Here is a 24,246-nt window from a genome sequence, read left to right as displayed (position 1 = left end):
GAGAGCATGTCCGCCTCCAAGCTTCCGGTCCCGGTACGCTCCAACGACAATGTCGTCCTGCTCGAGTTCCGCCCGCCCACGAGCGCGCTGATCGAGGCGCGGGCACCGCTGGCCGCGCGCGTGCTGCCCTGGCTGATCCTCGCGATGGTGGCGAGCATGCTGGCGGCGGCGACCCTGATTCCGGTCGATCGTGTGGTCGTGGCGCAGGGCCGTATCGTCTCCCAGGCGCCGACGATCCGCTTGCAGCCGCTGGAGACGGCCATCGTCCGCTCGATCGACGTGCGGGTCGGCCAGGTCGTGCGCGCCGGGGACGTCGTAGCGCGCCTGGATCCGACCTTTGCCACGGCCGATCTCACCGCACTCGAGGATCGTCACGCGGCGCTGGAGCCGGAGGTGCAACGGCTCGAGGCGGAGAACAACGAGGTCGACTTCGCGCCCACCCAGAACAGCCCGGCCGCCGTCCTGCAGGCTGGGCTCTTCGCGCAACGCCGGGCCGAGCGCGCCTTCCGCTCGGAGGTCTATCGGCAACGCGCGGCGGGGGTGGAATCGAATATCGCGCGCGCTGAAGCGGAGGCGGGATTTCTCCGCCAGCGGCTGCAGCTCGCGACACAGATCGAGGGCATGCGCCGCGAGCTGGAGCGCCAGCAGGTCGGCAGCCGCCTGAACGCGCTGGTCGCGACCGACAGCCGCGTCGAGATGATGCGCTCCCTGACGGTTGCCGAGGCAACGTCGCGCTCCAGTCGGGAGGAATTGCTGGGTATAAGCGCCGAGCGTGACGCCTATGACCGGCAATGGCGTACCCAGACCTCGCAGGACTTGGTCGCGCGGCAGCGCGAGCTCGCGGATGTGCGCGAGCAGATCAACAAGGCGCGGCTGCGCCGGCAGTTGGTGGAGCTGACCGCGCCGGGTGACGGCATCGTGCTGTCGGTGGCACGGGTCTCGGTCGGGTCGGTCATGCAGCCCGGCAACGAGTTCATCAACCTGGTGCCGCTCGATGCCGTGCTCGAGGTGGAAGCCGAGGTGGCCGGGCGCGACGCCGGCTTCGTGCATGCCGGCCAGACCGCGGACATCAAGCTCGATAGCTTCCCCTTCATGCGCTACGGCAAGCTCGAGGGCCGCGTCCGTGTGATGAGTCCGGACAGCTTCGTCACCGACGAGCAGGGGCGCCCGACCGCGCCGCTCTACCGGGCGCGGGTCTCGATCGAGGCGATCCAGCTGCACAACGTGCAATCGGATTTCCGTCTGGTGCCCGGCATGCCGGTGACGGTCGACGTCCGGGTCGGCGAGCGGAATGTCGTCACCTACTTCTTCGACCGCTTCCTGCAGCCGACCACCGAAGCTTTCCGGGAGCCTTAGCGCCATGTCGGCCACGACAGCATCGGCACCGCCGGCGCCGGGCATCCTGGACCGGCTGGCGCTGCGGCTCGGCACCGTCGCCTCGTCGCGGCGCTGCCACGCCGCGGCGGCGCGGTTCCGCGCACAAGGGCGAGACGGCGAAGCGCTGCGGCTGGAGCTGCGCGCCGCCAGGGCCGGCATCGCGGAAGCGCAGTACGAGGTCGGCCGTGCCTATGCCAGCGGCAGGGGCGCTCCCGCCAGCCTCTCCCACGCCGTTCTCTGGCTGGAGCGCGCCGCCGGCGCGGGATCGGCACCGGCCCAGGCGCTTCTCGCGGCGCTCTTCCTGCATGGGCGCCCGCCCGCCGTGGGGGAGGAGGCGTCGGCGCTGCTCTTCGAGACGACGGCCGATCGCGGCGCGCCCGATTACCGCACCGCCCTGAGCTGGGCACGCCAGGCGGCCGAGGGCGGCTCCGCCGATGGTCAGGCGATCGCCGGCTATATCCTCGCCAATGGGCCGGAGGAGCTGCGCAGCCTGGAGGAGGCGGAGCGCTGGTACCGGAGATCCGTTGAGGCCGATTCCCCGCAGGGTCTGCTCGGCCTCGGCCTGTTGTTGTCCGGGCGCGGCGTCAGCTACGCGGTGGAGGCGGCCTCCCTCATCGGCCGGGCGGCGGAGGCCGGGCTGCCCAGCGCGCTCTATGCCCATGGCGTATTGCTGGAACGGGGCCACGGGGTGATCAGCGACCCGGTCGCGGCGGTGGCGAGATATCGCGTCGCCGCCAGCCAGAATGTGCGGCCGGCGCAGGCGCGGCTCGGCCTCGCCCTGCTGGTCGGGCGTGGCGTCGAGGCTGACCCCGTGGCCGCCGAGACCTGGCTGCGGCGCGCCGCGCTGGCGGGTGATGCAGAAGCGGCGGTGCTGGTCGGCGACCTCTACGCGCGCGGGGAGGGGCTGCCGCCCAACCATATCGAGGCCGGCAAATGGTTTCGCCTGGCCGCCGAGGCCGGGCACGCTCAGGCGACGCGCGCGCTCGGCCTGCTTTACCTGCTCGGGCTCGGGGTCGCGCGCGACGAGGATGAGGGGCGGCGCTGGCTCGCTATCGCGGCGCAGCGCGGCGATGATTTCGCGCGCGCCGAAGTCGGCCGCCGCGCGCTCGCCGGGCTGGAGCTGGAGCGCCAGGAGATCCAGGCCGAAGCCTGGTTCACGCGCGACGCGGAAGCGGGTGATCCGATCGCCGCCTACAATCTCGCCGTCTGCTACGCGGAAGGGCTGGGCGCGAGACGTGATCTGGAGAAGGCGCGGCACTGGATGCGCCAGGCCGCGGAGCAGGTCGTCAATGCCCAGTTCTGGTACGCGGTGATGCTGATGCGCGATCTCGGCGACGATGCGTCGCTGCGGGAGGCGCGCATCTGGCTCAAGCGCGCGGCCGCGGAAGGGATGATGGATGCGGCCGCCGCTTATGCCGAGCTGCTGGCGAATGGCCGCGGCGGACCGCGCGATGTCGCGACGGCCCTGCGCCTCTTCGAGCAGGCCGCCAAGGGTGGCCATGTCGGATCGATGTTCGCCGCCGGCGCGCTGCTGGGCGGTGGCCATGACCAGCCCGCCGATCGCGAGGCGGCGCGGCAATGGTTCCGCTCGGCGGCGGAGTGCGGCCATCGCAAGGCGCAGCTCATGCTGGGCCGTTACCTGCTGCGCGGGCATGGCGGCGAGGTTGATCGCGAGGCGGGGATCGCCTGGCTGCGGCGGGCTGCGGATGCAGGCGATCCGGATGGCGCCCGTGAACTCGCGGCGATCGGCGAGAGCCAAGTGATGCAGGCCGCATCATGACGGACGACCACCAGCGCATAGGGAGATCGTGATGGCTTACGAGATCGCAGGCTCCGCAGCCTTGTCCGTGGCGAGCCGGAACCCGGCGCGCCAATGGGTCGGCGGCGCTGCCGGAAGCAGCGCCAAGGATCGCTTCGACACCGGCGAGTATTTCGCGATCCGGCACCAGCCAAAGTTCAAGATCAAGCGAGACACACGGATCTTCACCATGGGGTCCTGCTTCGCGCGGGAGGTGGAGAACGTCCTGATCCAGTCCGGCGTGCCGCTGGTCACCAAGGAATTCGGGATCGCGCCGGAACTCTTCGATAGCTGGGACGAGGCCAAGGGTACCGGCGGTGGCGTCCCCAAGGGGCGTCTGAGCCGTGGCGCCTTCAACAAATACACCGTCGCGTCGATGACGCATGAGATCCGGCGGGTGCTGCTGGACGAGCAGCACGAGGATGATGGCCTGATCGAGCTCCAGAGCGATCTCTGGTTCGATCCGCACGCTGCGGGAACCAGGTCGGGGCCGTATGAGATGGTCCGCGAATGCCGCCGGCAGATCGCTGCGGCGACGGCGCAGATCCGCAAGGCCGATGTGGTCTTCCTGACGCTCGGCCTGGTCGAGGGATGGGTCGATACGAAGACTGGTCTCGCGATGAACCGGGCGCCGGGCGGCCGTCCGATGATGCGTCTGGCCGATCGCTTCAATTTCGTCGTGCCGAGCTATGGCGAGGCCCTGGTGGAACTCGAGGAGACGATCGCGTTGATCCGGGAGGTCTGCAATCCGGACATGCACTTCGTGATCACGGTAAGCCCCGTGCCTTTCCATGCGACCTTCCGGCCGCTCGACGTCGTCACCGCGAATACCCTGTCAAAGTCGCTGCTGCGGACGCTGACCGACGAGGTGTCGTCGCGGCACGACTTCGTCGACTACTTCCCGAGCTACGAGATCGTCACCAACAGCCCGCGCGAGCTCGCCTGGAGCGAGGACAGGCTGCACGTGAACCATCGCATGGTCGGCCATGTGATGCGGAGCTTCCGCGCCTGCTACCTGGACGAGGAAGCCGAAGCGGCGCCCGCGGCGCGCGGCGAGATGATGTCCGCCGCCGCCGGAGCGGCGTGACATGGCGCGATACAAGGCCGTCGTCTTGGCCATCGCCAAGAACGAGGGGCCCTATCTCCTGGAGTGGATCGCGTTCCATCTGGCGGTCGGCTTCGACCACATCTTCCTCTATGACAATGAAAGCACGGACGACACCGCGGCGCTGCTGTCCCTGCCGGGTGTGGCGAGACATGTGACGGTCACGCCGTGGCGCACCGTCGACGGCAAGGCGCCGCAGGCGCGCGCCTATGCGGATTGGCTGCGCCGCTTCGGGCCCGAGACCGAATGGGTCGCGCCGCTCGACCTCGACGAGTTCATCAACCTGAAGCGCCACGACACCATCGGCGCCTTCCTGGCCGATTATCCGGATCCGGGGGCGATCGGTCTCAACTGGCGGCTGTTCGGCGACAATGGTCACAAGGAGCATCTGCCCGGCCTGGTGATCGAACGCTTCACGGCCGCCGCCGCCGAGGATTTCGGCCCCAACCACCTCGGCAAGGCGATCATCCGCGTCGCGGATGTGGAGGAGATCGGCATCCACACGCCGCGGCTGAAGCCGGGCAGGCTGTTCGTCAATCCCGATCATGTCGAGCTGAAGCCGCTGCCGGCGGCGCGGCAGGACCTCGTCAGCTTCAGCAAGGCCCAGGTGAACCATTACTTCGGGAAGTCCTGGGCGGAGTGGGAGCGGAAGCGCAACCGGGGGCGCGCCGCGGTGAACGCGGACCATGCGGTCGCGGTCCGGCCGGACGGGCATTTCCACTTCCACAACCGCAATGACCAGATCGACGACAGCATCCTGCGCTTCCAGCCACGGGTCGCGGCAATGCTGGAGCAACTTCGACACTGAAGGGGGGTTGGACGATGATGCGATCCAAGCCATTCATCCTGGCGACCATCATGCTGAGCTTCGCGATCGGGCGCGCCGCCGCACAGGCGCCGACGCTGGCGCCCGCAGGCCCGCCTGAGACGCTCTACCGTTGGACGAGCGACCGATGCGAGGATGAGTTCATCCCCGATGCGCCGGCGCGCGCCTTCCGCAGGGCGGATGGCGAGATGGTGCTGATGGCGTCGCATCGCGAGAACTGGGCGCTCGTCGGGCGGGACTTCGCATCGCTGCGGCCATCCTGCGAGGCCACGCTGCGCAGTTCCCGGGAACGGCCTCAGGATGATGGCTTCCTCTGGATCGAGGCCACCTATACGCCGGACGGGCGCCGCGTCGCCGCGCTGGTGAGCGAGGATCTGCGCCGGCCCACGCAACGCGGCGGCTGCGACCCGCAAGGCCAGGCCGGGCGCTGCTGGCTGAACAACATCCTCGCGGCGGCCTCCGAGGATGGCGGGCGGAGCTTCGCGCTGGTGCGGCCGGAGGCGCGGACGGTGGCCACGCTCGGCCGCTATCCGGACCGTGCCACCAGGCGCTACGGTGCGTTCACGACCTCGAACATCGTCCAGCATGACGGCGCCTACTACGTCATGGTCTATCTGCAGGGCGAGGGCGTGCAGCCGCCGGGCAATTGCCTCTTCCGCAGCGACGACCCCTTCGCGCCGGAACGCTGGCGCGCCTGGGATGGCCAGGCATTCACCGTGGAGATGCGCGATGCCGCCGCGTCGCGTTCCTGCCGGCCGGTCAGCCCTTCGGTGCTGTCCCAGGAGGTGCGCTCGTTGAGCTATGACAGCCGGCGGCATACCTGGATCGCTGTGATCCGCCATCGCCTGCAACTTGCCGGCGACACGCAGCCGGTGCCTGGCTTCTACTACGCGACCTCGGCGGATCTGCTGCGCTGGGAGGGGCCGCGCCGGATCATGATGGCACCGACGCGGGCGCGCACGGATTCCACCACCGAGACGATGGACTATCCGGCCATCATCGATCCCGGCAGCCGCTCGCGCAATTTCGACACCTTGGATTCCAATGCGCCGGCGCTGATCTTCACGGTGCAGAATCTGGCGCCCGGGAGAGGCACCGGCACCATGAACCGGGATCTGCGCTACGTGCGGCTGCGCGTCGACTGACGGGGAGGGGGCTCGCGCGAGCCCTCATGCCAACGGCACGAGTTTCACTTGTGCCGAGCGCCGGAATAGGCGTCGTGTGAATAGCGCGCTTCCGGCGTCTGAGAGCCGACGGAATCAGTCGGCGACGTAGGCGTGCGCCTCGAGAACCTCCAGAGCGCGCTTCCTGTCCGCGCCAGGGCGTCGCAGGAAGACGGAGAAGTTCTCCGCCCGCGCCACCTCCCGGCCGAACTCGTGGATGACGTGGTATTTTGGGCGGTTCGCGAAATCATGGATGGCGATGAGGGAGTCCGGATTCCCCTGCAGGAAGACCTGCAGGAAGGAGGCGACCCGGAAGCGGCCATCCACAAGGAAGAGATCCGCTAAAGCGCCGTCCCGGGAGTCGCCGAGCCAGGAATAGTAGCGCGGCCAATCCGGCCTCCGCTTGGTGTCCCTGGGATAGCCCCAGTCCTTCAGCTCGCCGATATCCACATGGATCAGCGTCGGCGAGACGGGGCATTTCTGCGCCTCGCAGTCCTGCCGCACCCGGTCGAGCCATTCCTTGGAGCTGTCGACCGAGGTCACGGCCTCTTTCACCAGGGAAGCGGCCAATACCGTGCTGCCGCCGGCACCGAACTCCACATAGCGTCGGGAACAGGCGAGGAGACTTTTGAACAGCGCGATCTCTTCAGGCTTCATCGCGAGCTTCATGCGCTGGTCCTCGGCGGCTTCGGCGGATTAGGCGGCGGTGGCGAGGGCACGCAGGCGCTTGGGGATCTCCACCTCGGCGGTGTCGAAGATGGAAATGTAGCTTTCGCAAAGCTGCCTGCGGCGGGCCATGTAGGCCTCCGCATCGAAGGAGAAGTAGTCGAGCAGGTTGTTGAGCGTCAGGCCGCCCGGGATCTCGCTGTAGTGGCGGACCGGTATGCCCATCGTCTCGCACATCTCCTGCGTCCGGCTGTCATGGGCGATGCAGGCCGCGGGAACGCCAGCCTGCAAGGCGAGCATGGCGCCATGGAAGCGGGTGCCGATGACGAAATCGAAGCGCCGGAGGAAATCCATCCAGCCGCGCACGTCGTAGAAGCCATGGGCGTGGCGCCGGCACCAGGTGATGAACTCCGTCTTCGACTGGGCGGGCGCGATGTAGCTCCGGCATGTCTCCAGTACCTCGTCCGACATGCTGTCGAACTCATTGCGGGCGATCTGCAGCATCTGCAGGCCGTGCTGCACGATGTAGGCACCGCCGGTCAGGGTGACCATGTCCGCCAGATCCCGCTCCAGCCGCGCCAGCGCCGGGATGAAGGGGATGCCGGCGGCCACGGCGATGTGGCGCGGCTTCCTGCGGAAACCCTCGGCGATGCTCAGCGCGATATCGGCATTGGCATTGATGAAGTTGGAAGGGCAGCCGGTGACCAGGGCACTGTCGCCGAGGCCGAAGCGCGCGATCTGGGTCTTGGTGTATTCGCCGCGCACGCCGAGGTTCGGGGCGCCGGCCGGCGCCAAGGACGCGATCACCCGCAGCCATTTCTCGGTGCCTGATGTCAGCGTGATATCGGCGTCCCGGCTATCGGCCTGGGCGCCGAGGCCGAGACCGAGCACCGGAAGATTGAAGTCGATCAGCCGGTCGGCGGCCGAGCCGAGATCGGTGTGCCGCCCGAGCTGGTTGGCCAGCGGCAGGAGAATGATGTCGCCTTGCCGCCGGACTTCCTCCGCGGGCGTACTGAAGGGAAGAAACTTTGCGCCGACGGCATGGCTTGCCACGGCGAACATGAAAGCGAGATTGCCGGTATTGCCGCCGGTCTGGTCGAATAAGTCCTGCGCGTTTCTACGGTAGTAGTCCGTGATGTATGGGTTACCACCCATGACAATTGGACGGCGCATTCGTCAATTCCTTATGGCGACGCGTTTCGTATTGCCAAGGGGTGGGGCTGACCGCCCGGCGATCTCTACGCAAGGTCGCTCACAACCGTGCATTGAGCAAGGTATGGATATACAACTTCGCTTTATTGCGGTGCGGCAACGCGCGATGCTGCAGCCCCGGGCGGCGACCAGGAACACCCGTGCGGCTGCAATCTATCCTGAATCTGTCCCGCGCTCCGTCAAAGTGCTGTGCGGCGGCTCGCCGCGCCGCCGTCGCTTACTGCACGCGTTCGCCCTCGCGCCGGAGGCCGGGCACCTGCACGCCGTGCTTCTGCAGGAAGTCGAAGAGCCCGACCGCCAACTCGGCCGCCGACTGCGCGGGCATGACCAGCCGGCCGATCACCACGCGGCTGGCCGGGCTTGGATTGATGTTGTGGCTGACATGCCCGCTGGTGAGCGTGACCCGCACGACCCCGCGGTGGATCAGGAAGCCCACGGCTTCATCGGCGAAGACGTCCGGCGCATGCGGGTTGTCCACGAACGCGATCTCCGGCTGCGACATCTGGATGTCTCCCTAGAGCGTGATGACTTGAGGCGGAATCGCCGAAAAATCTGAATCACGCGATCAAACAAAGGCGTCGAGCGGTGCCCCGGGTCAGGCCGGGATTGTGCACTGCGGCGTAAGGGAGCATGGCCGAGGGAGGCAAGTCCGCGCCAGCCAGGAGCGCATGCTGCAACAGCACGCCGTGGTGACCGGTCTCTCAGGCCGTCGCCTGGTTCGCCAGGAAGGGCCTCACGCACCTCACGGTGACCGCGCTGGCCAAGCTGGCGTGGAGAGGCGCAGGGCCTGCCTGTAAGCGCCTCGGCAAGCACGCCCACTACCTGCCGGCCGAACTAGATGCGTGGCTCAAGACCGAGATGAGAGAACCGACAGGCTGCGGCCGGGGCAAAGCGGCCTGAAGCTCGCCCGCGACGGCCGCAGGCGCGGCAGATCTGCTAGCGCTGCTCCTGGCGCCTTCTCGGCAAGACGCTGTACCCTGGCTTGGCGACTTCAGAGTGAGGCGCGCCGCTTCTCACGGGTGACGAGGAGATTTCGATGTGGCCGTTCCGATCGAAGCAACCAAATCGGCCGCCGGCTTCCCAGAAGCGGGCGCTGTCCTTCCTTCCGCCCGAGCAGGTTGGGGAATTCGGACAGCTGCCTGATGAGGCCATCGTCGGCTTCTTCGTCGGCCCCGAGGGCCACGACAATTTCGAACCCAACCCGGTCTTCGTCGGCCTCATGCACGAGGCCATCCAGCGTATAATGCCGCGCAGCGAAGAGATGCGCCGGGACGCAGCCGAGCAGGGGGACGGATGGATCTACATCATCGATGCCCGAACGCCGGAAGGTCCGAACGGACGGGTGCCCCCAGAGGACATTATCGGCGGCTTCGAGGCGAAGGATGGCTCCCTCAGCGGAAACTACTGGGCCAACGCCGAGCATCTGCTCTGGAGCATCAACGGCATGGTCCGGCTTCACGATACCGTTCTGCAGGAACTGGCGAAGACCGTCCGGGATCGCTCCTCGGGAGCCGCGCGGAATTGAGGCGTCGCGGCCGAGTTGGATGCGTCCATACCGCCGCCTAACGTGAGCGCGACGGCTGGCAGCGCGCGGTCATGGCGTCAGTATCAACCCAGCTGGCTTTGAAGGCCTCTTCGAACTCCGGCCATCCGATCCAGCCCTCCGCGTCAGTCCCGATCATATATTGGAACAGAGTGGCTCTCACGTCCGGTTCCTGAAAAGGGTCCGAGTTCCAAGGAAGGCTGTTCGGATTCATGCGGAGGGAACGCGCCCGGCAGCGCCGACCATGAAGACAGCTACGGACACGAGAAGCCAGCGGGGGAACGGGCCCGCTAGGTCAGGCGGGGGCGAGTGAGGGTACGGACAGCATCAGGATGAGGCGGCTGCCGGTGGTCGGGACATAGAGGTGGAGACCGCCGGCGTCGGGCAGCCGGTACGGCTTCTCACGCGCCTTCGCGGCGCGGACCTTCAAATCGGTGAGCGGCATTCCCTGCGTCGTCCCAGGAGCGGGTATCGAGCGGACCCGATACCCGCTGAATACCCGCTGATCGTTCGGGATGATGGTGGTCTATGCGGGATGGCAGGGGAAGCGCGAGGGCGCAGAAACCGCGGTGCGGAGCCATCTTTGGGGCTTCCTGGGACTGTCCAGGAAGGGTGGATGGCTCCCCGAGTAGGACTCGAACCTACGACCCAGGGATTAACAGTCCCTTGCTCTACCAACTGAGCTATCGGGGATCAGCCGCGGGCGCGCCCTATAACAAGGAAGCGATACCGATGGAAACCCCCCGCCGGGAGATTTTTCGGCGCGCCATGCCGCCAGCGCGGGAATGGAGGTCGGTGCCGGAATCGAACCGGCGTGGCGGGATTTGCAGTCCCGAGCCTAACCACTCGGCCAACCGACCATCGCTCCCTCGCGGGCGCCCCCTCTATCCTGTGCGCGGGGCGCCGGGTCAAGCATCGGCTTGGCGCCCCGGCGCGCGCCGACCTATAACGCCGCCGAACGCGAAGGATATGCACCGCATGGACGCCGCCGCCGCTGCCGCGCAGGACATGACCGCCCATTTCGCCGCCGCCCGGCGCTTCATGGTCGATGGCCAGTTGCGGCCGAACAAGGTGACGGATCCGCGCATCGTCGCCGCCATGCTCGACCTGCCGCGGGAGCAGTTCCTGCCGCCCGGCCTCGCCGCGCGCGCCTACCAGGACGAGGACGTGGCGCTGCCCGGCGGCCGCGCCCTCATGGAGCCGATGGTGCTGGCCCGGCTGGCGCAGCTCCTGGCGCTGCGGCGCGGAGAGCGTGCGCTGCTGCTTGGCGCGGGCACCGGCTACGGCGCTGCATTGCTGGCCCGCATGGGTGCCGCCGTGACTGCGGTGGAGGATGACGCCGCGCTGCTCACGATCGCCCGAGCCGCGCTGCCGGCGGTGACCGAGGCCGGCAGCGTGACGTTGGTCGAGGCCTCGCCGGCCGCCGGGCATTCCGCCGGCGCGCCCTATGACGTCATCCTCATCGAGGGGGAGGTGCCGGCGGTGCCGCGCCCGATTCTCGAACAGCTCGCCGAAGGTGGGCGGCTGGCGACGGTGCTGCGGGACCGCCCGCCGGCCCGCCACGCCATCCTGGTCCGGCGGGTGGGCGAGAGCTTCACGACTCTGCCCGCCTTCGATTGCGCGACGACGCCACTGCCGGCCTTCCTGCCTGGGCCCCACTTCATTTTCTGAGGTCCCAGGCCATATAGGCGCCGGTTCCCCGCAGGGCCGGACCGGGCGCGCTGGCAATGCCGGGGAGGGGCGCGCTAGGCTCGCGCCAACCTTGTCCTTCACGGGCGGCCCCGCGCCGCCCACCCGGAGATAGTTCCGCCGATGACGGCTCTACGATACGCCATGCTCTTCGGGGCAGCGTCGCTTGGTCTGTCCGCTGCCCCCGCTGCCGCACAGACCCTGCAGCAGGCATTGGCCGCCGCCTATGCCAACAACCCCGCCCTGCTTGCCGGCCGCGCCCAGCTCCGCGCGGTGGATGAGAATGTGCCGCAGGCGCTCGCCGGCTGGCGGCCGACGGTCACCATGTCCGCCTCCGGCAGCTATACCGACGCGACCGCCCGCTCGCCGAGCGGAACGGGCCGCGGCTCGGTCTACAACGATGTCAGCCGCGACGGCCTGTCGCTGGCCGGCACGGTGACCCAGCCGCTCTATCGGGGCGGTCGCACCGTCGCATCGACCCGGCGCGCCGAGAACCAGGTCCTGGCGCAGCGCGCCCGGCTGCTGGCGACCGAGCAGCAGGTCCTCCAGGACAGCGTCACGGCCTATGCCAATGTCATCCGCGACGAAGAGCTGTTGCGCCTCCGCACCAACAACGTGCAGGTGCTGACCCGCCAGTTGCAGGCGACGAATGAGCGTTTCCGGGTCGGCGAGATCACCCGCACCGACGTGGCGCAGGCGGAAAGCCGGCTGGCCGGCGCCCGCGCCGACCGTGCCGCGGCGGAAGGCAATCTGCAGACCTCCCGCGCCGTCTTCCAGCGCACCATCGGTGCTGTGCCGGCGCGGCTGACGCCTCCGCAACCGCTGGCGCCACCGACCCGCTCCGCCCAGGACGCGGTGGAGCGGGCAGGCCTCAACAACCCGACCGTGGTCGCGGCGCTGTTCGATGAAGCGGCGGCCCGCGACTTCATCGACGTGCAGTTCGGCGCGCTGCTGCCGCAGGCCAACCTGCAGGCGCAGATCTTCCGCAACGACAATCCGCAGACGCGCGGCACCCGCCTCACGGGCTCCCAGGTCACGGCCACGCTGTCGGTGCCGCTGTATCAGGGCGGGGCCGAGCATGCGCTGGTGCGCCAGGCGCGCCAGCAGGCGCAGCAGGCGCGCGCTGCGATCGAGGATGCGCGCCTCCAGGCCCGCCAGCAGGCCCAGGCGGCGTGGGAGACGCTGGCCGCCGCCCGCGCCCAGGTCGATTCGGTACGTGCGCAGATCCGTGCCGCCGAGATCGCGCTCGATGGCGTGCAGCGCGAGGCGGTGGTCGGCAGCCGGACCACGCTCGACGTGCTGAACGCCGAGCAGGAGCTGCTGAGCGCCCGCGTCAACCTGGTGCAGGCGTTGGCCAATGTGGTCACCGCATCCTATTCGCTGGCCGGCTCCGTCGGGCGGCTGAACACGCGGGACCTCAACCTGCCGGTCCAGTCCTATGACATGGAGGCCTATTACCGGGCGGTGCGGAACCGCTGGGCCGGCACCGGCGACCTCTCCGGCGTCGCGGCGGCACCCGCCGTGCCGACCGCCTCCGCGGCATCGGCCGGAGCGCCGCGGCCGTGAGTGGGGCGGACAGGAAGCCGGGATCGCCGGGATCGCCAGGGCCATCCGCTGGCGATCCCACGATGGAAGACATCCTGGCTTCCATCCGCCGCATCCTGAACGAAGACGATGCTCAGCCTTCCGCTGCGCCGCCCGAGGCGGAGCCCTTCGCGCTGACCGAGGCGATGCTGGTGGGCGGCGATGCGCCCGCCGCCGATGCTCCCGCCGCCCCGCCGGCCGAAACACCCACCCCGCCGGCCGCGGTCGAACCGCCGCCCGCCGTCCCGCCGGAGCCGGAGCCGGAACCGATGACCGAAACCGCAGCACCGCCGCCCGCCACCCCTGAGCCCGCTCCATCCTTGCCTGAGGCGGCGAATCTGCTCGCGCCGGCTGCCGCGGCCGCCGCCGCCGCTTCGGTCGGCAACCTGCTGCGGGCGGTCAGCGCCGATCGCCACGCCGCCGTGCATCGTGGCGGCCCGACCATCGAGGATCTGGTGCGGGAGGAGATCCGTCCGCTGCTCAAGGCCTGGCTCGACGAGCACCTGCCGCCGATGGTGGAGCGGCTGGTCCGGACCGAGATCGAGCGCGTGGTGGGTAGGGCCCTTTCTTAGTCCTCAATCGCCGGCGCCGGCATCCGCCGGCTTGGCTTTCGCGCTGTCAGGGCGCACCGGCGACAACTGATGGTCGCGCGCGGGGCCGCATTCGCGGCCCCGGAGCATCGCTTCGCTCGCTCCGCAGGAACCGGCGGCGGCCTGCGGCCGCGTGGCGCTATGGCTGATGCGTCTGTTATGCCGCCCGCGCACTTGACGCGGGCCCCTCGGGCGCGGAAGGGATGCGCCATGCTTGACAAGAATTTCGATCCCGCCGCCGTCGAACAGCGCCTCTATGAGGGCTGGGAGAAGGCGGGCGCCTTCGGCGCGCGCCCCGAGGGCAATGCCGCGCCCTTCACCATCATGATCCCGCCGCCCAACGTCACCGGCAGCCTGCATATCGGGCACGCGCTGACCATGACGATCCAGGACACGCTGACCCGCTGGCGGCGGATGCAGGGCCGGGACGCGCTCTGGCAGCCAGGCACCGACCATGCCGGCATCGCGACCCAGATGGTGGTGGAACGGCTGCTGGCCTCCGAAGGCAAGGATCGGCGCCAGATGGGGCGGGAGGCCTTCCTCGACCGCGTCTGGCAATGGAAGGCGGAATCGGGCGGCAGCATCACCCGCCAGCTCCGCCGCCTCGGCGCCTCGCTCGATTGGCCACGCGAGCGCTTCACCATGGATGACGGGCTCTCGACCGCGGTGCGGGAGGTCTTCGTCACGCTGCATGACCAGGGGCTGATCTACCGTGACCGGCGCCTGGTGAACTGGGACCCCAAGCTGCTGACCGCGATCTCCGACCTCGAGGTCGAAAGCCGGGAGGTGAAGGGCAGCCTCTGGCACCTGCGCTATCCGGTGGAAGGCAAGGAAGGCCGCTTCATCACGGTCGCGACCACGCGGCCGGAGACCATGCTGGGCGACACCGCGATCGCGGTGCACCCGGAGGATCCTCGTTTCGCGGACCTAGTCGGCAAGCGCGCCATCCTGCCGCTGGTCGGGCGCGCCATCCCGATCGTGGCGGATGAATATTCCGATCCGGAGAAGGGCAGCGGCGCGGTGAAGATCACCCCCGCGCACGACTTCAACGATTTCGAGGTCGGCCGGCGCCACGCACTGGCGATGCCGTCCGTGCTGACCGCGGATGCGCTGGTGACGCTGGAGGAGATCGAGGCCGACCTGCGCGACATTCCCGGCGTCGCGGATGCGGATTTCGTGCGCGGCCTTGCCGGGCAGGACCGCTTCGCGGCCCGCAAGGCGATCGTGGCCCGGCTGGAGGAGCTCGGCCTCGTCGAGAAGATCGACCCGCACACCCATGCCGTGCCGCATGGCGACCGCGGCGGCGTGCCGATCGAGCCGCGGCTGACCTGGCAATGGTACTGCGACGCCAAGACCCTCGCGCAGCCGGCGATCAAGGCAGTCGAGAGCGGCGCCATGACTTTCCACCCGCGCCAATGGGAAAACACCTTCTTCGCCTGGATGCGCGACATCCAGCCCTGGTGCGTCTCCCGCCAGCTCTGGTGGGGGCATCGCATCCCGGCCTGGTACGGGCCCGAAGGCATGATCTTCGTCGCCCGTGACGAGGCGGCGGCGCAGGCGAAGGCACGCGCGCATTTCGGGCATGACGTGGCGCTGGACCGCGACCCCGACGTGCTCGACACCTGGTTCAGCAGCGCGCTCTGGCCCTTCAGCACGCTCGGCTGGCCGGAGAAGACGCCCGAGCTCGCCAAATACTACCCGGGCAGCGTGCTGGTGACCGGCTTCGACATCATCTTTTTCTGGGTCGCCAGGATGATGATGATGGGCATGCACTTCATGGGCGATGTGCCGTTCCGGGACATCTACATCCACGGCCTGGTGCGCGACGAGCGCGGGCAGAAGATGTCGAAGTCCAAGGGCAATGTGATGGACCCGCTGGAGCTGATCGACGCCTATGGCGCCGACGCCGTGCGGTTCACCATCTGCGCGCTGACCGGCCCCGGACGCGACGTGAAGCTCGGGCGGCAGCGCGTCGAGGGCTATCGCGCCTTCGCGACCAAGCTCTGGAACGCCGCGCGCTTCCTGGAGATGAACGGTATCGCGCCGGACGTGCGGTTCGATGCCGCCGCGGTCAAGACGCCGCTGGCACGCTGGCTGCTGGATGCGACCAACCGCGCGGTCGCGGATGCCTCGCTCGCGCTCGAGGCCTATCGCTTCGACGACTATGCGCAGGCGAGCTACCGCTTCGTCTGGAACGGCTTCTGCGACTGGTTCCTGGAATTCGCCAAGCCCGTGCTGAACGGCCCGGACGGGGCGGAGAAGACCGAGATCAAGGGGGTCGCGCAGCATGTGCTCGGCGTGATCCTGCGCTTACTGCACCCATCGATGCCCTACATCACGGAGGAGCTCTGGGACCGCTTCGGCTATGGCGAGCCCTGCAGCCTGATCCGGGCGGAATGGCCCGGGGCCATCACCGTCGAAGGCGCAGCCGATGCGCGCGCCGAGCTCGACTGGGTGGTCTCGCTGATCGGCGATCTGCGCACCGTGCGCGCGGAGATGAACGTGCCGCCCTCGGTCACCGCGCCCCTGCTGCTGCAGGGCGCGACGCCGGAGACGCTGGCCCGCGCCGGCCGCTGGATCGATGCCATTCGCCGCCTCGGCCGCGTCACCGAGCTCACCGCCCTGGCCGGCGAGGCGCCGGCCGGCGTTGCGCAATTCGTGGTCGGCGAGGCGACCGCGATGCTGCCACTCGCCGGCATCATCGACTTCGCCGCCGAACGCGCGCGCCTTTCCAAGGAGCGCGGCAAGCTCGACGTCGAGGCTCAGAAGATCGAGGCCAAGCTCGGCAATCCCGACTTCGTCGCGCGCGCGAAGGAAGAGGTGGTCGAGGAGAATCGCGAGCGGCTGGCTACAGCACAGGCTGAGATCGCGCGGCTCGATGCCGCGCTCGCGCGCCTCGGAAAGTAAGTCAGCGCTGAGCAATCAATAGGGAGGGAAAGCCGCCGCCATGACCAAGTGGGACAAGTCCAGGTTGCCGAGCCGCCACGTGACCATCGGGCCGGAGCGGGCGCCGCACCGCTCCTACTACTATGCGATGGGCATGACGGAGGAGGACATCGCGGCGCCGCTGGTCGGCGTCGCCACCTGCTGGAACGAGGCGGCGCCCTGCAACACCGCGCTCTCGCGCCAGGCGCAGTCCTCGAAGCGCGGCGTGAAGGAGGCCGGCGCCTCGCCACGCGAGTTCACGACGATCACAGTGACCGACGGCATCGCCATGGGCCACCAGGGCATGAAGTCCTCGCTGGTCTCGCGCGAGGTCATCGCCGATTCCGTCGAGCTCACGATGCGGGGCCACTGCTACGATGCGCTGGTCGGGCTCGCGGGCTGCGACAAGTCGCTGCCCGGCATGATGATGGCGATGACGCGGCTCAACGTACCGAGCGTCTTCATGTATGGCGGCTCCATCATGCCCGGCCGGTTCGAGGGCAAGGACGTCACCGTCGTCGATGTGTTCGAGGCGGTCGGGCAATACGGCGCCGGGTTGATGACCGAGGAGCGCCTCTGCCAGATCGAGCGCCATGCCTGCCCGGGCGAAGGCGCCTGCGGCGGCCAGTTCACCGCCAACACCATGGCCTGCATCAGCGAGGTGATCGGCCTCGCACTGCCTTATTCGGCCGGCGCCCCGGCCCCGGATCTCGATCGCGACCACTGGGCCTATGAGAGCGGCAAGGCGGTGGTGGAGTTGCTCCGCCGCAACATCCGTCCGCGCGACATCGTCACGCTGAAGGCGCTGGAGAATGCCGCGGTGATCGTCGGCGCGACCGGCGGGTCCACCAATGCCGGCCTCCATTTGCCCGCGATCGCCAATGAATGCGGCATCCGCTTCACCTTGCAGGACGTGGCGGAGATCATGCGCCGCACGCCGCACATCGCGGACCTGAAGCCGGGCGGGCGCTATGTCGCCTATGACGTCTTCAAGGTCGGCGGTGTGCCGGTGATCATCAAGGCGCTGCTCGATGGCGGGCTGTTGCACGGCGACTGCATGACGGTCACCGGCAAGACCCTTGCTGAGAACCACAAGGCCGTGGTTTTCCCCAGGGATCAGGACGTGGTCCGTCCGGTTTCCGACCCGATCTCGCCGATCGGCGGCGTCGTGGACCTGAAGGGCAACCTGGCGCCGGAAGGCGCCATCGTGAAGATCGCCGGCCTGCACGCCCTGCGCTTCGAGGGCACCGCGCTCTGCTTCGATTGCGAGGAGGATGCCTTCAAGGCGGTCGAGATGCGCGCCTACAAGCCGGGCGACATCATCGTCATCCGCTACGAGGGGCCGAAGGGCGGGCCCGGCATGCGCGAGATGCTGTCCACCACCAGCGCCATCTACGGGCAGGGGATGGGCGAGCAGGTGGCGCTGATCACCGATGGCCGCTTCTCCGGCGCGACGCGCGGTTTCTGCATCGGCCATGTCGGGCCGGAAGCCGCGGTCGGCGGACCGATCGCGCTGCTCCGAAACGGCGACAGGATCGTCATCGACGCCGAGAAGGGCACGATCGACATGATCCTGCCGGAGGAGGAGATCGCGCAGCGCCGCGCTGCCTGGACCCCGCGCAGGACCGACTACAATTCCGGCGTGCTCTGGAAATATGCGCAGACGGTGGGACCGGCTTATCTCGGCGCCGTGACCCAGCCGGGTGCGGCAGCGGAGACACACACCTACGCCGATATCTGAGTAGGCCGCGGAACGGCTCCTTGGAGCAGCCGTTCCGCGCGCTCCAAATCGTATGCAATTTCAATGCCTTGGCCTCCGGCTGGCATCCTGGCCTGGCCTGCTGCGGCAGGCTTCCGCAATGGCCACGCTTCAGCTCCCTGAAACCCTGGGCCGATTGGGCGCGTTCCCGGTCGGCCATTGCGATTTCAGAAAAGGAGACCTCAATGCGCACCGTTGTCATGGCTGTCCTGCTCGCCGCCACCGCCGTCCCGTTGGCTGGGTGCGTCGTGAACCCGCGGGAGCCGGACCGTGTCGTCGTTCGTGAACCGGCTCCGCCGTCCACCACCTATGTGACGCCGGCGCCGGCGCCAACCTATGTGGCACCGTCGCCTTCTGTGACCGTCCGGCCGTACTAAAGCGGCGGGCAGATCGAGCTTCCGGGCGATGTCGCCTTAGGGCGATCCGCTCTGAAGCTCGATCAGCAGCGGGGTGTGGTCGGAAGGCTGCTCCTCGCTGCGCGGCGCCGTATCGACGGTGCAGGACGCGAGCCGCTCGGTCAGCTCGGGTGAGAGCAGGGCGTGATCGATGCGCAGACCCCGGTTCTGTTCGAAAGCCGGGCCGTAATCCCAATAGGTGTAGATCCGCTCGGCCGGATGCAGCGCGCGCAGCGCGTCGGTCATGCCGGGGTTAATCAGCGCTCGGAAAGCCGCCCGGCTTTCCGGGCGCACCAGCGCGTCGGTGGGCGGCAGCGCACCCGGCGCAAGATCCGCCTCGGCCGGGCAGACATTGTAGTCGCCGAGCACCGCGAAGGGCGTGAAGCTGTCCAGCCGCTCCTCGACCAGCGCGCGCAGCCGCGCCATCCAGCGCAGCTTGTAGGCATAGCCATCCTCGCCGCCGGAATTGCCGTTCGGCAGGTAGATGCCGGCGGCCCGGATGCCGCCGGCGGCGACTTCGATGTAGCGTGCCTGGGCGTCGTCATCCTCGCCGGGCAGGCGCTCGGCCACCACCTCGAAGGGGATGCGCGCGAGCACCGCAACGCCGTTGCGCCCGCCGGTCTGGCCGACCGCATGCGCCTTGTAGCCCAGCGCCTCGAAATCCAGGCAGGGCATCTCGGCGGTCTGGCACTTCAGCTCCTGCAGGAAGAGCAGATCCGGCTGCGCGCGTTCCAGGAAACGCGCCAGATGCGGCACGCGCCGGCGCACCGAATTCACATTGAACGTGGCGAGGCGCATTAGGCGATGGCGAAGGAGGTGCCGCAGCCGCAGCTTGAGCTTGCCTGGGGATTGCGGATGGCGAAATGCGCGCCGATCAGCTCTTCCGCCCAGTCCAGCTCGGCCCCGGCCAGCAGCTCCAGCGAGACCGGGTCGACGAAGACCCGCGCCGGGCCGCCATCGATCACCAGGTCCTCGTCGGCGGGGACCTCCTCGATCGCGAAACGGTATTGGAAGCCGGAGCAGCCGCCGGCCTCCACGGCGAGCCGCAGCCCGGCGCCGGGCTTGCCCTCGCGCGCGGCGATGGCCGCGACCTGGGCGGCGGCGGCTGGGGTGACGCGGAAGCTCTGGGTGAGGGCGCCGTCTGGCATGGTGGGCAATCTCCGGGAGCAGATCGCCGCGGGGCGGAAGCCCGGAGGCGGGAAACTGCTCGCAAACACGATCTTGCCCTGGAAGATAGGGCGGATCGCGATCCATTCCAATGATGCGGGGGTTGCGGGCATGCCGCTTGGGGCGGGCCTCCTGCCGGACGGGCAGATTGCTGCCTCCGGGCTTCCGCCCCACGGCGATCTGCTCTAGAGCCCGCCCATGTCCAGCCAGCGCGCTCCCTGGGCCGTCCAGCCCGAAACCTCGCGCGGCCGGCTCCATCCCGAGCCGGCGGGCGATTCGCGTTCGCCCTTCCAGCGCGACCGGGATCGTATCATCCACGCAACGGCCTTTCGGCGCCTGCAATACAAGACCCAGGTCTTCGTCTTCCACGAGGGCGATCATTTCCGCACCCGGCTGACCCACAGCATCGAGGTGGCGCAGATCGCACGCTCGATCGCGCGGCGGCTGGCGCTGGACGAGGACATGGCGGAAGCGCTCGCCCTGGCCCATGACCTTGGCCATCCCCCCTTCGGCCATGCCGGGGAGGAGGCGCTGGACGCCATGATGAAACCCTATGGGGGCTTCAGCCACAACGCGCAGTCGCTCCGGGCCGTGACCTTGCTGGAAGCGCGCTATGCCGCTTTCGACGGGCTGAACCTGACCTGGGAGACGCTCGAGGGCCTGGCCAAGCACAATGGCCCGGTGCGGAGCCCGCCGCCCTACATCGCCGAATACGACCGGCTGCATCCGCTGGATCTGGCAAGCCATGCCTCGGCCGAGGCGCAGGTCGCGGCGATCGCCGACGATATCGCCTACAACAACCACGACCTCGACGACGGGCTGCGCGCCCGGCTCTTCACCTTCGACGAGGTGGCGGCGCTGCCCCTGCTCGGCGAGGCTCTGGCCGATGCGCGGGATGCGGCGCCGGGCGCGCCGCCGGAGCGCTTGGCACCCGAGATGATCCGCCGCGTCATCAATCGCATGGTGATCGACGTGGTGGCGGAGGCCGGGCGGCGCATCGCCGCGCTGGCGCCGCGCTCCGCCGCGGATATCCGCGCCGCCGCGGACCCGGTGATCGCCTTCTCCGACACCATGGCGGAGGCCAACAAGGTGGTGCGGCGCTTCCTGTTCACCCGCATGTACCGGCATTGGCGCGTCAACCGTTCGATGGCGAAGTCCCGCCGGGTGCTGCAGTTGCTCTTCACCCTGCTGCACGGCAGCCCGCAGATGCTGCCGGCCGCGTGGCAGGCACGGGCGGGCGATGCCGGCAGCCGCGACTGCGCGCTGACCGTCTGCGACTACATCGCCGGCATGACCGACCGCTTCGCGCTGGAAGAGCATCGCCGCCTCACCGATCCCGACATTCCCGGTTGAACTTTCGCGAGTGACAATGACCGAAACTCATATCTTCGCTGCCGTGCTGGATGAGGTGCGCGGGGCGATGCGCGCGCTGTTCCCCGAACTGCCGGACGATGTCCTGGCGCGCGTGCTGGTGGAACCGCCGCGCGATGCGGCGCATGGCGACATGGCGACCAATGCGGCGATGGTCGCGGCCAAGCCGGCACGGCAGCCGCCGCAGAAGATCGCGGCCGCGCTGGCGGAGAAGCTGATCGCGGCGCCCATGGTGGCGGAAGCGGCGCCGGCCGGCCCGGGATTCGTCAACCTGCGCCTGCACGAGAGCTGGCTGCGGGCGCGGCTGCCGGGAGTGCTGACGGCGGGGCCGCGCTATGGCGAGGCGACGATCGGCGCCGGGCGGCGCGTGGACGTGGAGTATGTCTCGGCCAACCCCACCGGGCCGATGCATGTCGGCCATTGCCGCGGCGCCGTGGTGGGCGATGCGCTGGCGAACCTGCTGGCCAAGGCCGGCTGGGACGTGACCAAGGAATACTACATCAATGACGCCGGCGCGCAGGTGCAGGCGCTCGGCTATGCCACCTACTGGCGCTACCTCCAGGCGATCGGCACCGCGATGACCGAGGAGGATTATGCCGCCGCGGTGCCGGGCGGGCTGCAGTATCGCGGCGAATACCTGATCCCGGTCGGTGAAGCGCTGGCCGCTGCGCATGGCGGCGCCCTGGCGACGCCGGAGAAGACCCCGATCGAACCCGCGCTCTGGCTCGATACTGTCCGCGACTTCGCTGTCGCCCGCATGATGGAAGCGATCCGTGAGGATCTCGCGTTGCTCGGCGTGCAGCACGACGTGTTCGTCAGCGAAGCCGGGCTCGTCCGCGACGGTAAGCTCGCCCAAGCGGAGGCACGGCTCGACGCCGCCGGCCTGATCTATGTCGGCGTGCTGGAACCGCCCAAGGGCAAGACGCCCGATGACTGGGAGCCGCGGCCGCAGACCCTGTTCCGCGCCACCCAGTTCGGCGACGAGGTGGACCGCGCGCTGCGCAAGTCGGATGGTTCCGGCACCTATTTCGCCAATGACATCGCCAACCACCTGCACAAGATCGAGCGCGGCTTCGACGCGCTGGTGCATGTCTGGGGCGCCGATCACGGCGGGTATGTGCGGCGCATGCAGGCGGCCGTCTCGGCGCTCTCCAACGGCCGTGTGCCGCTCGATGTCGTGCTGACCCAGATCGTGCATGTGCTGAAGGGCGGTGAGCCGGTGCGCATGTCGAAGCGCGCCGGCACCTACATCACGCTCCGCGACCTGATCGAGGAGGTGGGGCGCGACGCCGTGCGCTTCACGATGCTGACCCGCAAATCCGATGCGCAGATGGAGTTCGACCTCGACCGGGTGATCGAACAGTCGCGCGACAATCCGGTCTTCTACGTGCAATACGCACATGCCCGCTGCCGGTCGGTGTTGCGCCAGGCCGGCGACCCGGAGGCCGCGGTGCTGGCGGGAGCGCCGCTCGATGCGCTGACCGATGTCGCAGAGATGGCGCTGCTCCGCCGCATCCTGACCTTCCCGCGCCTGATCGAAGCCGCCTCCGAAGCGCGGGAGCCGCATCGTGTGGCCTTCTACCTGGCGGATCTGGCGGGTGACTTCCACGCGCTTTGGAATCGCGGGCGCGAGGACGCGACCTTGCGCTTCATCCGCGAGGATGAGCCGGAAGCGACCCGGGCCCGCCTGGCGCTGGTCGCCGCAACGGCCAGCGTGATCCGCGCCGGCCTCGCGGTGATGGGCGTGACCCCGGTCGAGGAGATGCGGTGACCTTCGTCAGTTGACGAAGGTCACGGCCACGCGCCGGGACTTCGCCACGTAGGTGGCCCAGAGGCCGCCGATCGCCACCATGGCGATCCAGCCTGCGATCGCCACCATTCCTTCCTCGTCGAAAAGTTGGGCCTCGAGGCCGCGGCGATGCAGGGCGACGGTCATGGCCAGCAAATTCACCGGGAAGGCGATTGCGCCGACGAAGTACTGAATATAGTAGGCGAATTTGAACTCCCTCTTCTTCCCATGCGTATATGCGACTGTCGTCAGTGCGGTGATGAGAAGAGCGCCGTTCAGGATTGCTTCGGTATAAAAGGAAATCGGAAACTCGTGCATCAGGGTCGCGATGAAGGGGCTTCTGTAGTATCCAACAAAGCCAAACAGGATTCGGATCGGCGTCAAGGTCAATATGACGACGAGCACGAGGAGCCATCCTTTGAAGCCCGGCGTGACGCCGAGGCCCCGATTGGCTTCCTCGCGAGCCCCTTTGGCCGCGAAGTAACTGATTGCTCCTAGAATCAAGAGCACCACGATCAGGGCAGGCAAGATCTGCACAAACAGGGAGGTGTCCATCATTGGCTCCGGCAATGGTCGTTTCAGTTTAGAGGAGGTCGCGAGCCATGTCGCCTGAATTCGTTCTTTCTTTGTTCGAATTATGAGGCGTCATGACACCGGCGAGCCCGGCCATGCAACCGATCCCGCTCCGATCGAATCCGGGGGCTGGGCTATGGGATATGCGGCTTCCTGGCGCCCGGGCCTTCGCGCGGTTTCCTCCTCCGCCGGTTCCGCCTAGAAGTCCCCGCGGTCCGGCCTAGATTCCGGCCGGTTCGTGTCACAACACAGGGGGCGCCGCCGCGGGTGCGTCGGCGGAGGCTGTTGATCATGGTGGTTTCGGGCCGGGCCCAGGGGATGTGACGCGGTGAGCGACCTGACGCCTTCCTATCGTGTGCGGCCGGAGCGCGAGAGCGGGCCGCCTTGGCGCATGCTCGGAGTCTTCGCGGCGATCCTCGGCGCCCTGCTGATCGGCGCCCTGACAGTCTGGAGCTTCTCGCGCGGCGGCGGCCGCGGCGTGCCGCTGATCGAGCCGGATCCGCGGCCGATCCGCGTACGGCCGACCGATCCCGGCGGGCTCCGGGTGCAGAACCAGGACGAGCTGATCTTCGATCGCGACCGGCGCCCCACCGGCACGGCACGGCTGGCGCCCGAATCGGAAGGACCGCGCCTGGATGCGCTCCGCCAGCAGGTGGCGCAGCCGCCGGCCGCCGCGCCCCCGCCCGCGGTCGCGCCGGCCCCCGCGGCACCGGC

20 protein-coding genes, 2 tRNA genes and 1 pseudogene are annotated in these 24,246 nt (G+C 68.7%); 14 read left to right on the top strand and 9 right to left on the bottom strand.

Going from position 1 to position 24,246, the window contains the following annotated elements; all coding sequences use genetic code 11:
- Nucleotides 1-6 precede the first annotated feature (6 nt).
- The 5 genes from GXW71_RS14530 to GXW71_RS14510 are packed head-to-tail and all read left to right on the top strand — an operon-like array spanning nt 7 to nt 6,251.
- Complete coding sequence (locus tag GXW71_RS14530) at nt 7-1,356, top strand: HlyD family type I secretion periplasmic adaptor subunit (protein WP_211853249.1); 1,350 nt, start codon at nt 7-9, stop codon at nt 1,354-1,356.
- A 4-nt stretch (nt 1,357-1,360) separates the two neighbouring features.
- Nucleotides 1,361-3,157, top strand: a complete 1,797-nt coding sequence (locus GXW71_RS14525; protein WP_211853248.1) for a tetratricopeptide repeat protein — start codon at nt 1,361-1,363, stop codon at nt 3,155-3,157.
- Between the two features lie 31 nt (nt 3,158-3,188).
- On the top strand, nt 3,189-4,262 hold the full coding sequence (locus GXW71_RS14520) for a GSCFA domain-containing protein (RefSeq protein WP_211853247.1): 1,074 nt from the start codon (nt 3,189-3,191) through the stop codon (nt 4,260-4,262).
- Nucleotide 4,263: 1 nt separating this feature from the next.
- On the top strand, nt 4,264-5,088 hold the full coding sequence (locus GXW71_RS14515; RefSeq protein WP_211853246.1) for a glycosyltransferase family 2 protein: 825 nt from the start codon (nt 4,264-4,266) through the stop codon (nt 5,086-5,088).
- Between the two features lie 14 nt (nt 5,089-5,102).
- Nucleotides 5,103-6,251: a glycoside hydrolase family protein gene (locus tag GXW71_RS14510; protein ID WP_211853245.1), complete on the top strand. Its 1,149-nt coding sequence runs from the start codon at nt 5,103-5,105 to the stop codon at nt 6,249-6,251.
- Between the two features lie 114 nt (nt 6,252-6,365).
- Here the strand turns inward: GXW71_RS14510 and GXW71_RS14505 are convergent, their stop codons facing one another.
- The 3 genes from GXW71_RS14505 to GXW71_RS14495 all read right to left on the bottom strand — a co-directional run bounded on the left by GXW71_RS14505 (nt 6,366) and on the right by GXW71_RS14495 (nt 8,649).
- A complete protein-coding gene (locus tag GXW71_RS14505) occupies nt 6,366-6,938 on the bottom strand; it encodes a hypothetical protein (protein WP_211853244.1) in 573 nt (190 codons plus the stop codon).
- A gap of 27 nt (nt 6,939-6,965) precedes the next feature.
- Nucleotides 6,966-8,108: a polysaccharide pyruvyl transferase family protein gene (locus GXW71_RS14500; protein WP_211853243.1), complete on the bottom strand. Its 1,143-nt coding sequence runs from the start codon at nt 8,106-8,108 to the stop codon at nt 6,966-6,968.
- A 256-nt stretch (nt 8,109-8,364) separates the two neighbouring features.
- Complete coding sequence (locus GXW71_RS14495) at nt 8,365-8,649, bottom strand: hypothetical protein (protein ID WP_211853242.1); 285 nt, start codon at nt 8,647-8,649, stop codon at nt 8,365-8,367.
- Between the two features lie 534 nt (nt 8,650-9,183).
- Between GXW71_RS14495 and GXW71_RS14490 the strand changes: the two genes are divergently transcribed.
- Nucleotides 9,184-9,672: a hypothetical protein gene (locus tag GXW71_RS14490; protein ID WP_211853241.1), complete on the top strand. Its 489-nt coding sequence runs from the start codon at nt 9,184-9,186 to the stop codon at nt 9,670-9,672.
- Between the two features lie 313 nt (nt 9,673-9,985).
- Here the strand turns inward: GXW71_RS14490 and GXW71_RS14485 are convergent, their stop codons facing one another.
- From GXW71_RS14485 to GXW71_RS14475, 3 genes are all read right to left on the bottom strand, one after another.
- The gene (locus tag GXW71_RS14485) at nt 9,986-10,135 is read right to left on the bottom strand and encodes an Arm DNA-binding domain-containing protein (RefSeq protein WP_211853240.1); all 150 of its coding nucleotides are present in this window, start codon (nt 10,133-10,135) and stop codon (nt 9,986-9,988) included.
- Nucleotides 10,136-10,307: 172 nt separating this feature from the next.
- Nucleotides 10,308-10,383, bottom strand: a tRNA-Asn gene (locus tag GXW71_RS14480).
- Between the two features lie 93 nt (nt 10,384-10,476).
- Nucleotides 10,477-10,550, bottom strand: a tRNA-Cys gene (locus GXW71_RS14475).
- A 118-nt stretch (nt 10,551-10,668) separates the two neighbouring features.
- Between GXW71_RS14475 and GXW71_RS14470 the strand changes: the two genes are divergently transcribed.
- The 5 genes from GXW71_RS14470 (at nt 10,669) to ilvD (ending at nt 18,219) form a co-directional block, all read left to right on the top strand.
- On the top strand, nt 10,669-11,361 hold the full coding sequence (locus tag GXW71_RS14470; protein ID WP_211853239.1) for a protein-L-isoaspartate O-methyltransferase family protein: 693 nt from the start codon (nt 10,669-10,671) through the stop codon (nt 11,359-11,361).
- A 141-nt stretch (nt 11,362-11,502) separates the two neighbouring features.
- Nucleotides 11,503-12,945, top strand: a complete 1,443-nt coding sequence (locus tag GXW71_RS14465) for a TolC family outer membrane protein (protein WP_246526578.1) — start codon at nt 11,503-11,505, stop codon at nt 12,943-12,945.
- Between the two features lie 62 nt (nt 12,946-13,007).
- Nucleotides 13,008-13,535, top strand: a complete 528-nt coding sequence (locus GXW71_RS14460) for a DUF2497 domain-containing protein (RefSeq protein WP_211853238.1) — start codon at nt 13,008-13,010, stop codon at nt 13,533-13,535.
- Between the two features lie 228 nt (nt 13,536-13,763).
- Nucleotides 13,764-16,460, top strand: coding sequence for a valine--tRNA ligase (locus GXW71_RS14455; protein WP_211853237.1), 2,697 nt, complete (start codon nt 13,764-13,766; stop codon nt 16,458-16,460).
- 40 nt (nt 16,461-16,500) lie between these two features.
- On the top strand, nt 16,501-18,219 hold the full coding sequence (gene ilvD / locus GXW71_RS14450) for a dihydroxy-acid dehydratase (protein ID WP_211853236.1): 1,719 nt from the start codon (nt 16,501-16,503) through the stop codon (nt 18,217-18,219).
- A gap of 431 nt (nt 18,220-18,650) precedes the next feature.
- Here ilvD and GXW71_RS14445 read toward each other — a convergent pair whose 3' ends face one another.
- Nucleotides 18,651-19,430, bottom strand: a complete 780-nt coding sequence (locus tag GXW71_RS14445; RefSeq protein ID WP_211853235.1) for an exodeoxyribonuclease III — start codon at nt 19,428-19,430, stop codon at nt 18,651-18,653.
- Nucleotides 19,430-19,780, bottom strand: a complete 351-nt coding sequence (locus GXW71_RS14440) for a HesB/IscA family protein (protein WP_211853234.1) — start codon at nt 19,778-19,780, stop codon at nt 19,430-19,432. The genes GXW71_RS14445 and GXW71_RS14440 overlap by 1 nt, the downstream gene beginning before the upstream one ends.
- 217 nt (nt 19,781-19,997) lie before the next feature.
- On the opposite strand from GXW71_RS14440, the gene GXW71_RS14435 reads away from it, so the two are divergent.
- The gene (locus GXW71_RS14435; RefSeq protein WP_211853233.1) at nt 19,998-21,152 is read left to right on the top strand and encodes a deoxyguanosinetriphosphate triphosphohydrolase; all 1,155 of its coding nucleotides are present in this window, start codon (nt 19,998-20,000) and stop codon (nt 21,150-21,152) included.
- Between the two features lie 16 nt (nt 21,153-21,168).
- Complete coding sequence (gene argS, locus GXW71_RS14430; RefSeq protein WP_211853232.1) at nt 21,169-22,941, top strand: arginine--tRNA ligase; 1,773 nt, start codon at nt 21,169-21,171, stop codon at nt 22,939-22,941.
- A gap of 6 nt (nt 22,942-22,947) precedes the next feature.
- Here the strand turns inward: argS and GXW71_RS14425 are convergent, their stop codons facing one another.
- The gene (locus GXW71_RS14425) at nt 22,948-23,514 is read right to left on the bottom strand and encodes a DUF2569 family protein (protein ID WP_211853231.1); all 567 of its coding nucleotides are present in this window, start codon (nt 23,512-23,514) and stop codon (nt 22,948-22,950) included.
- Between the two features lie 346 nt (nt 23,515-23,860).
- Between GXW71_RS14425 and GXW71_RS14420 the strand changes: the two are divergent.
- A pseudogene (locus tag GXW71_RS14420) lies at nt 23,861-24,246 on the top strand (hypothetical protein); the annotation flags it as partial.

Source organism: Plastoroseomonas hellenica (genome assembly GCF_018129085.1).
Classification (GTDB): domain Bacteria; phylum Pseudomonadota; class Alphaproteobacteria; order Acetobacterales; family Acetobacteraceae; genus Plastoroseomonas; species Plastoroseomonas hellenica.
The sequence above is the reverse complement of the archived record's forward strand: the minus strand, read 5'-3'. Positions and strand labels throughout refer to the sequence as shown.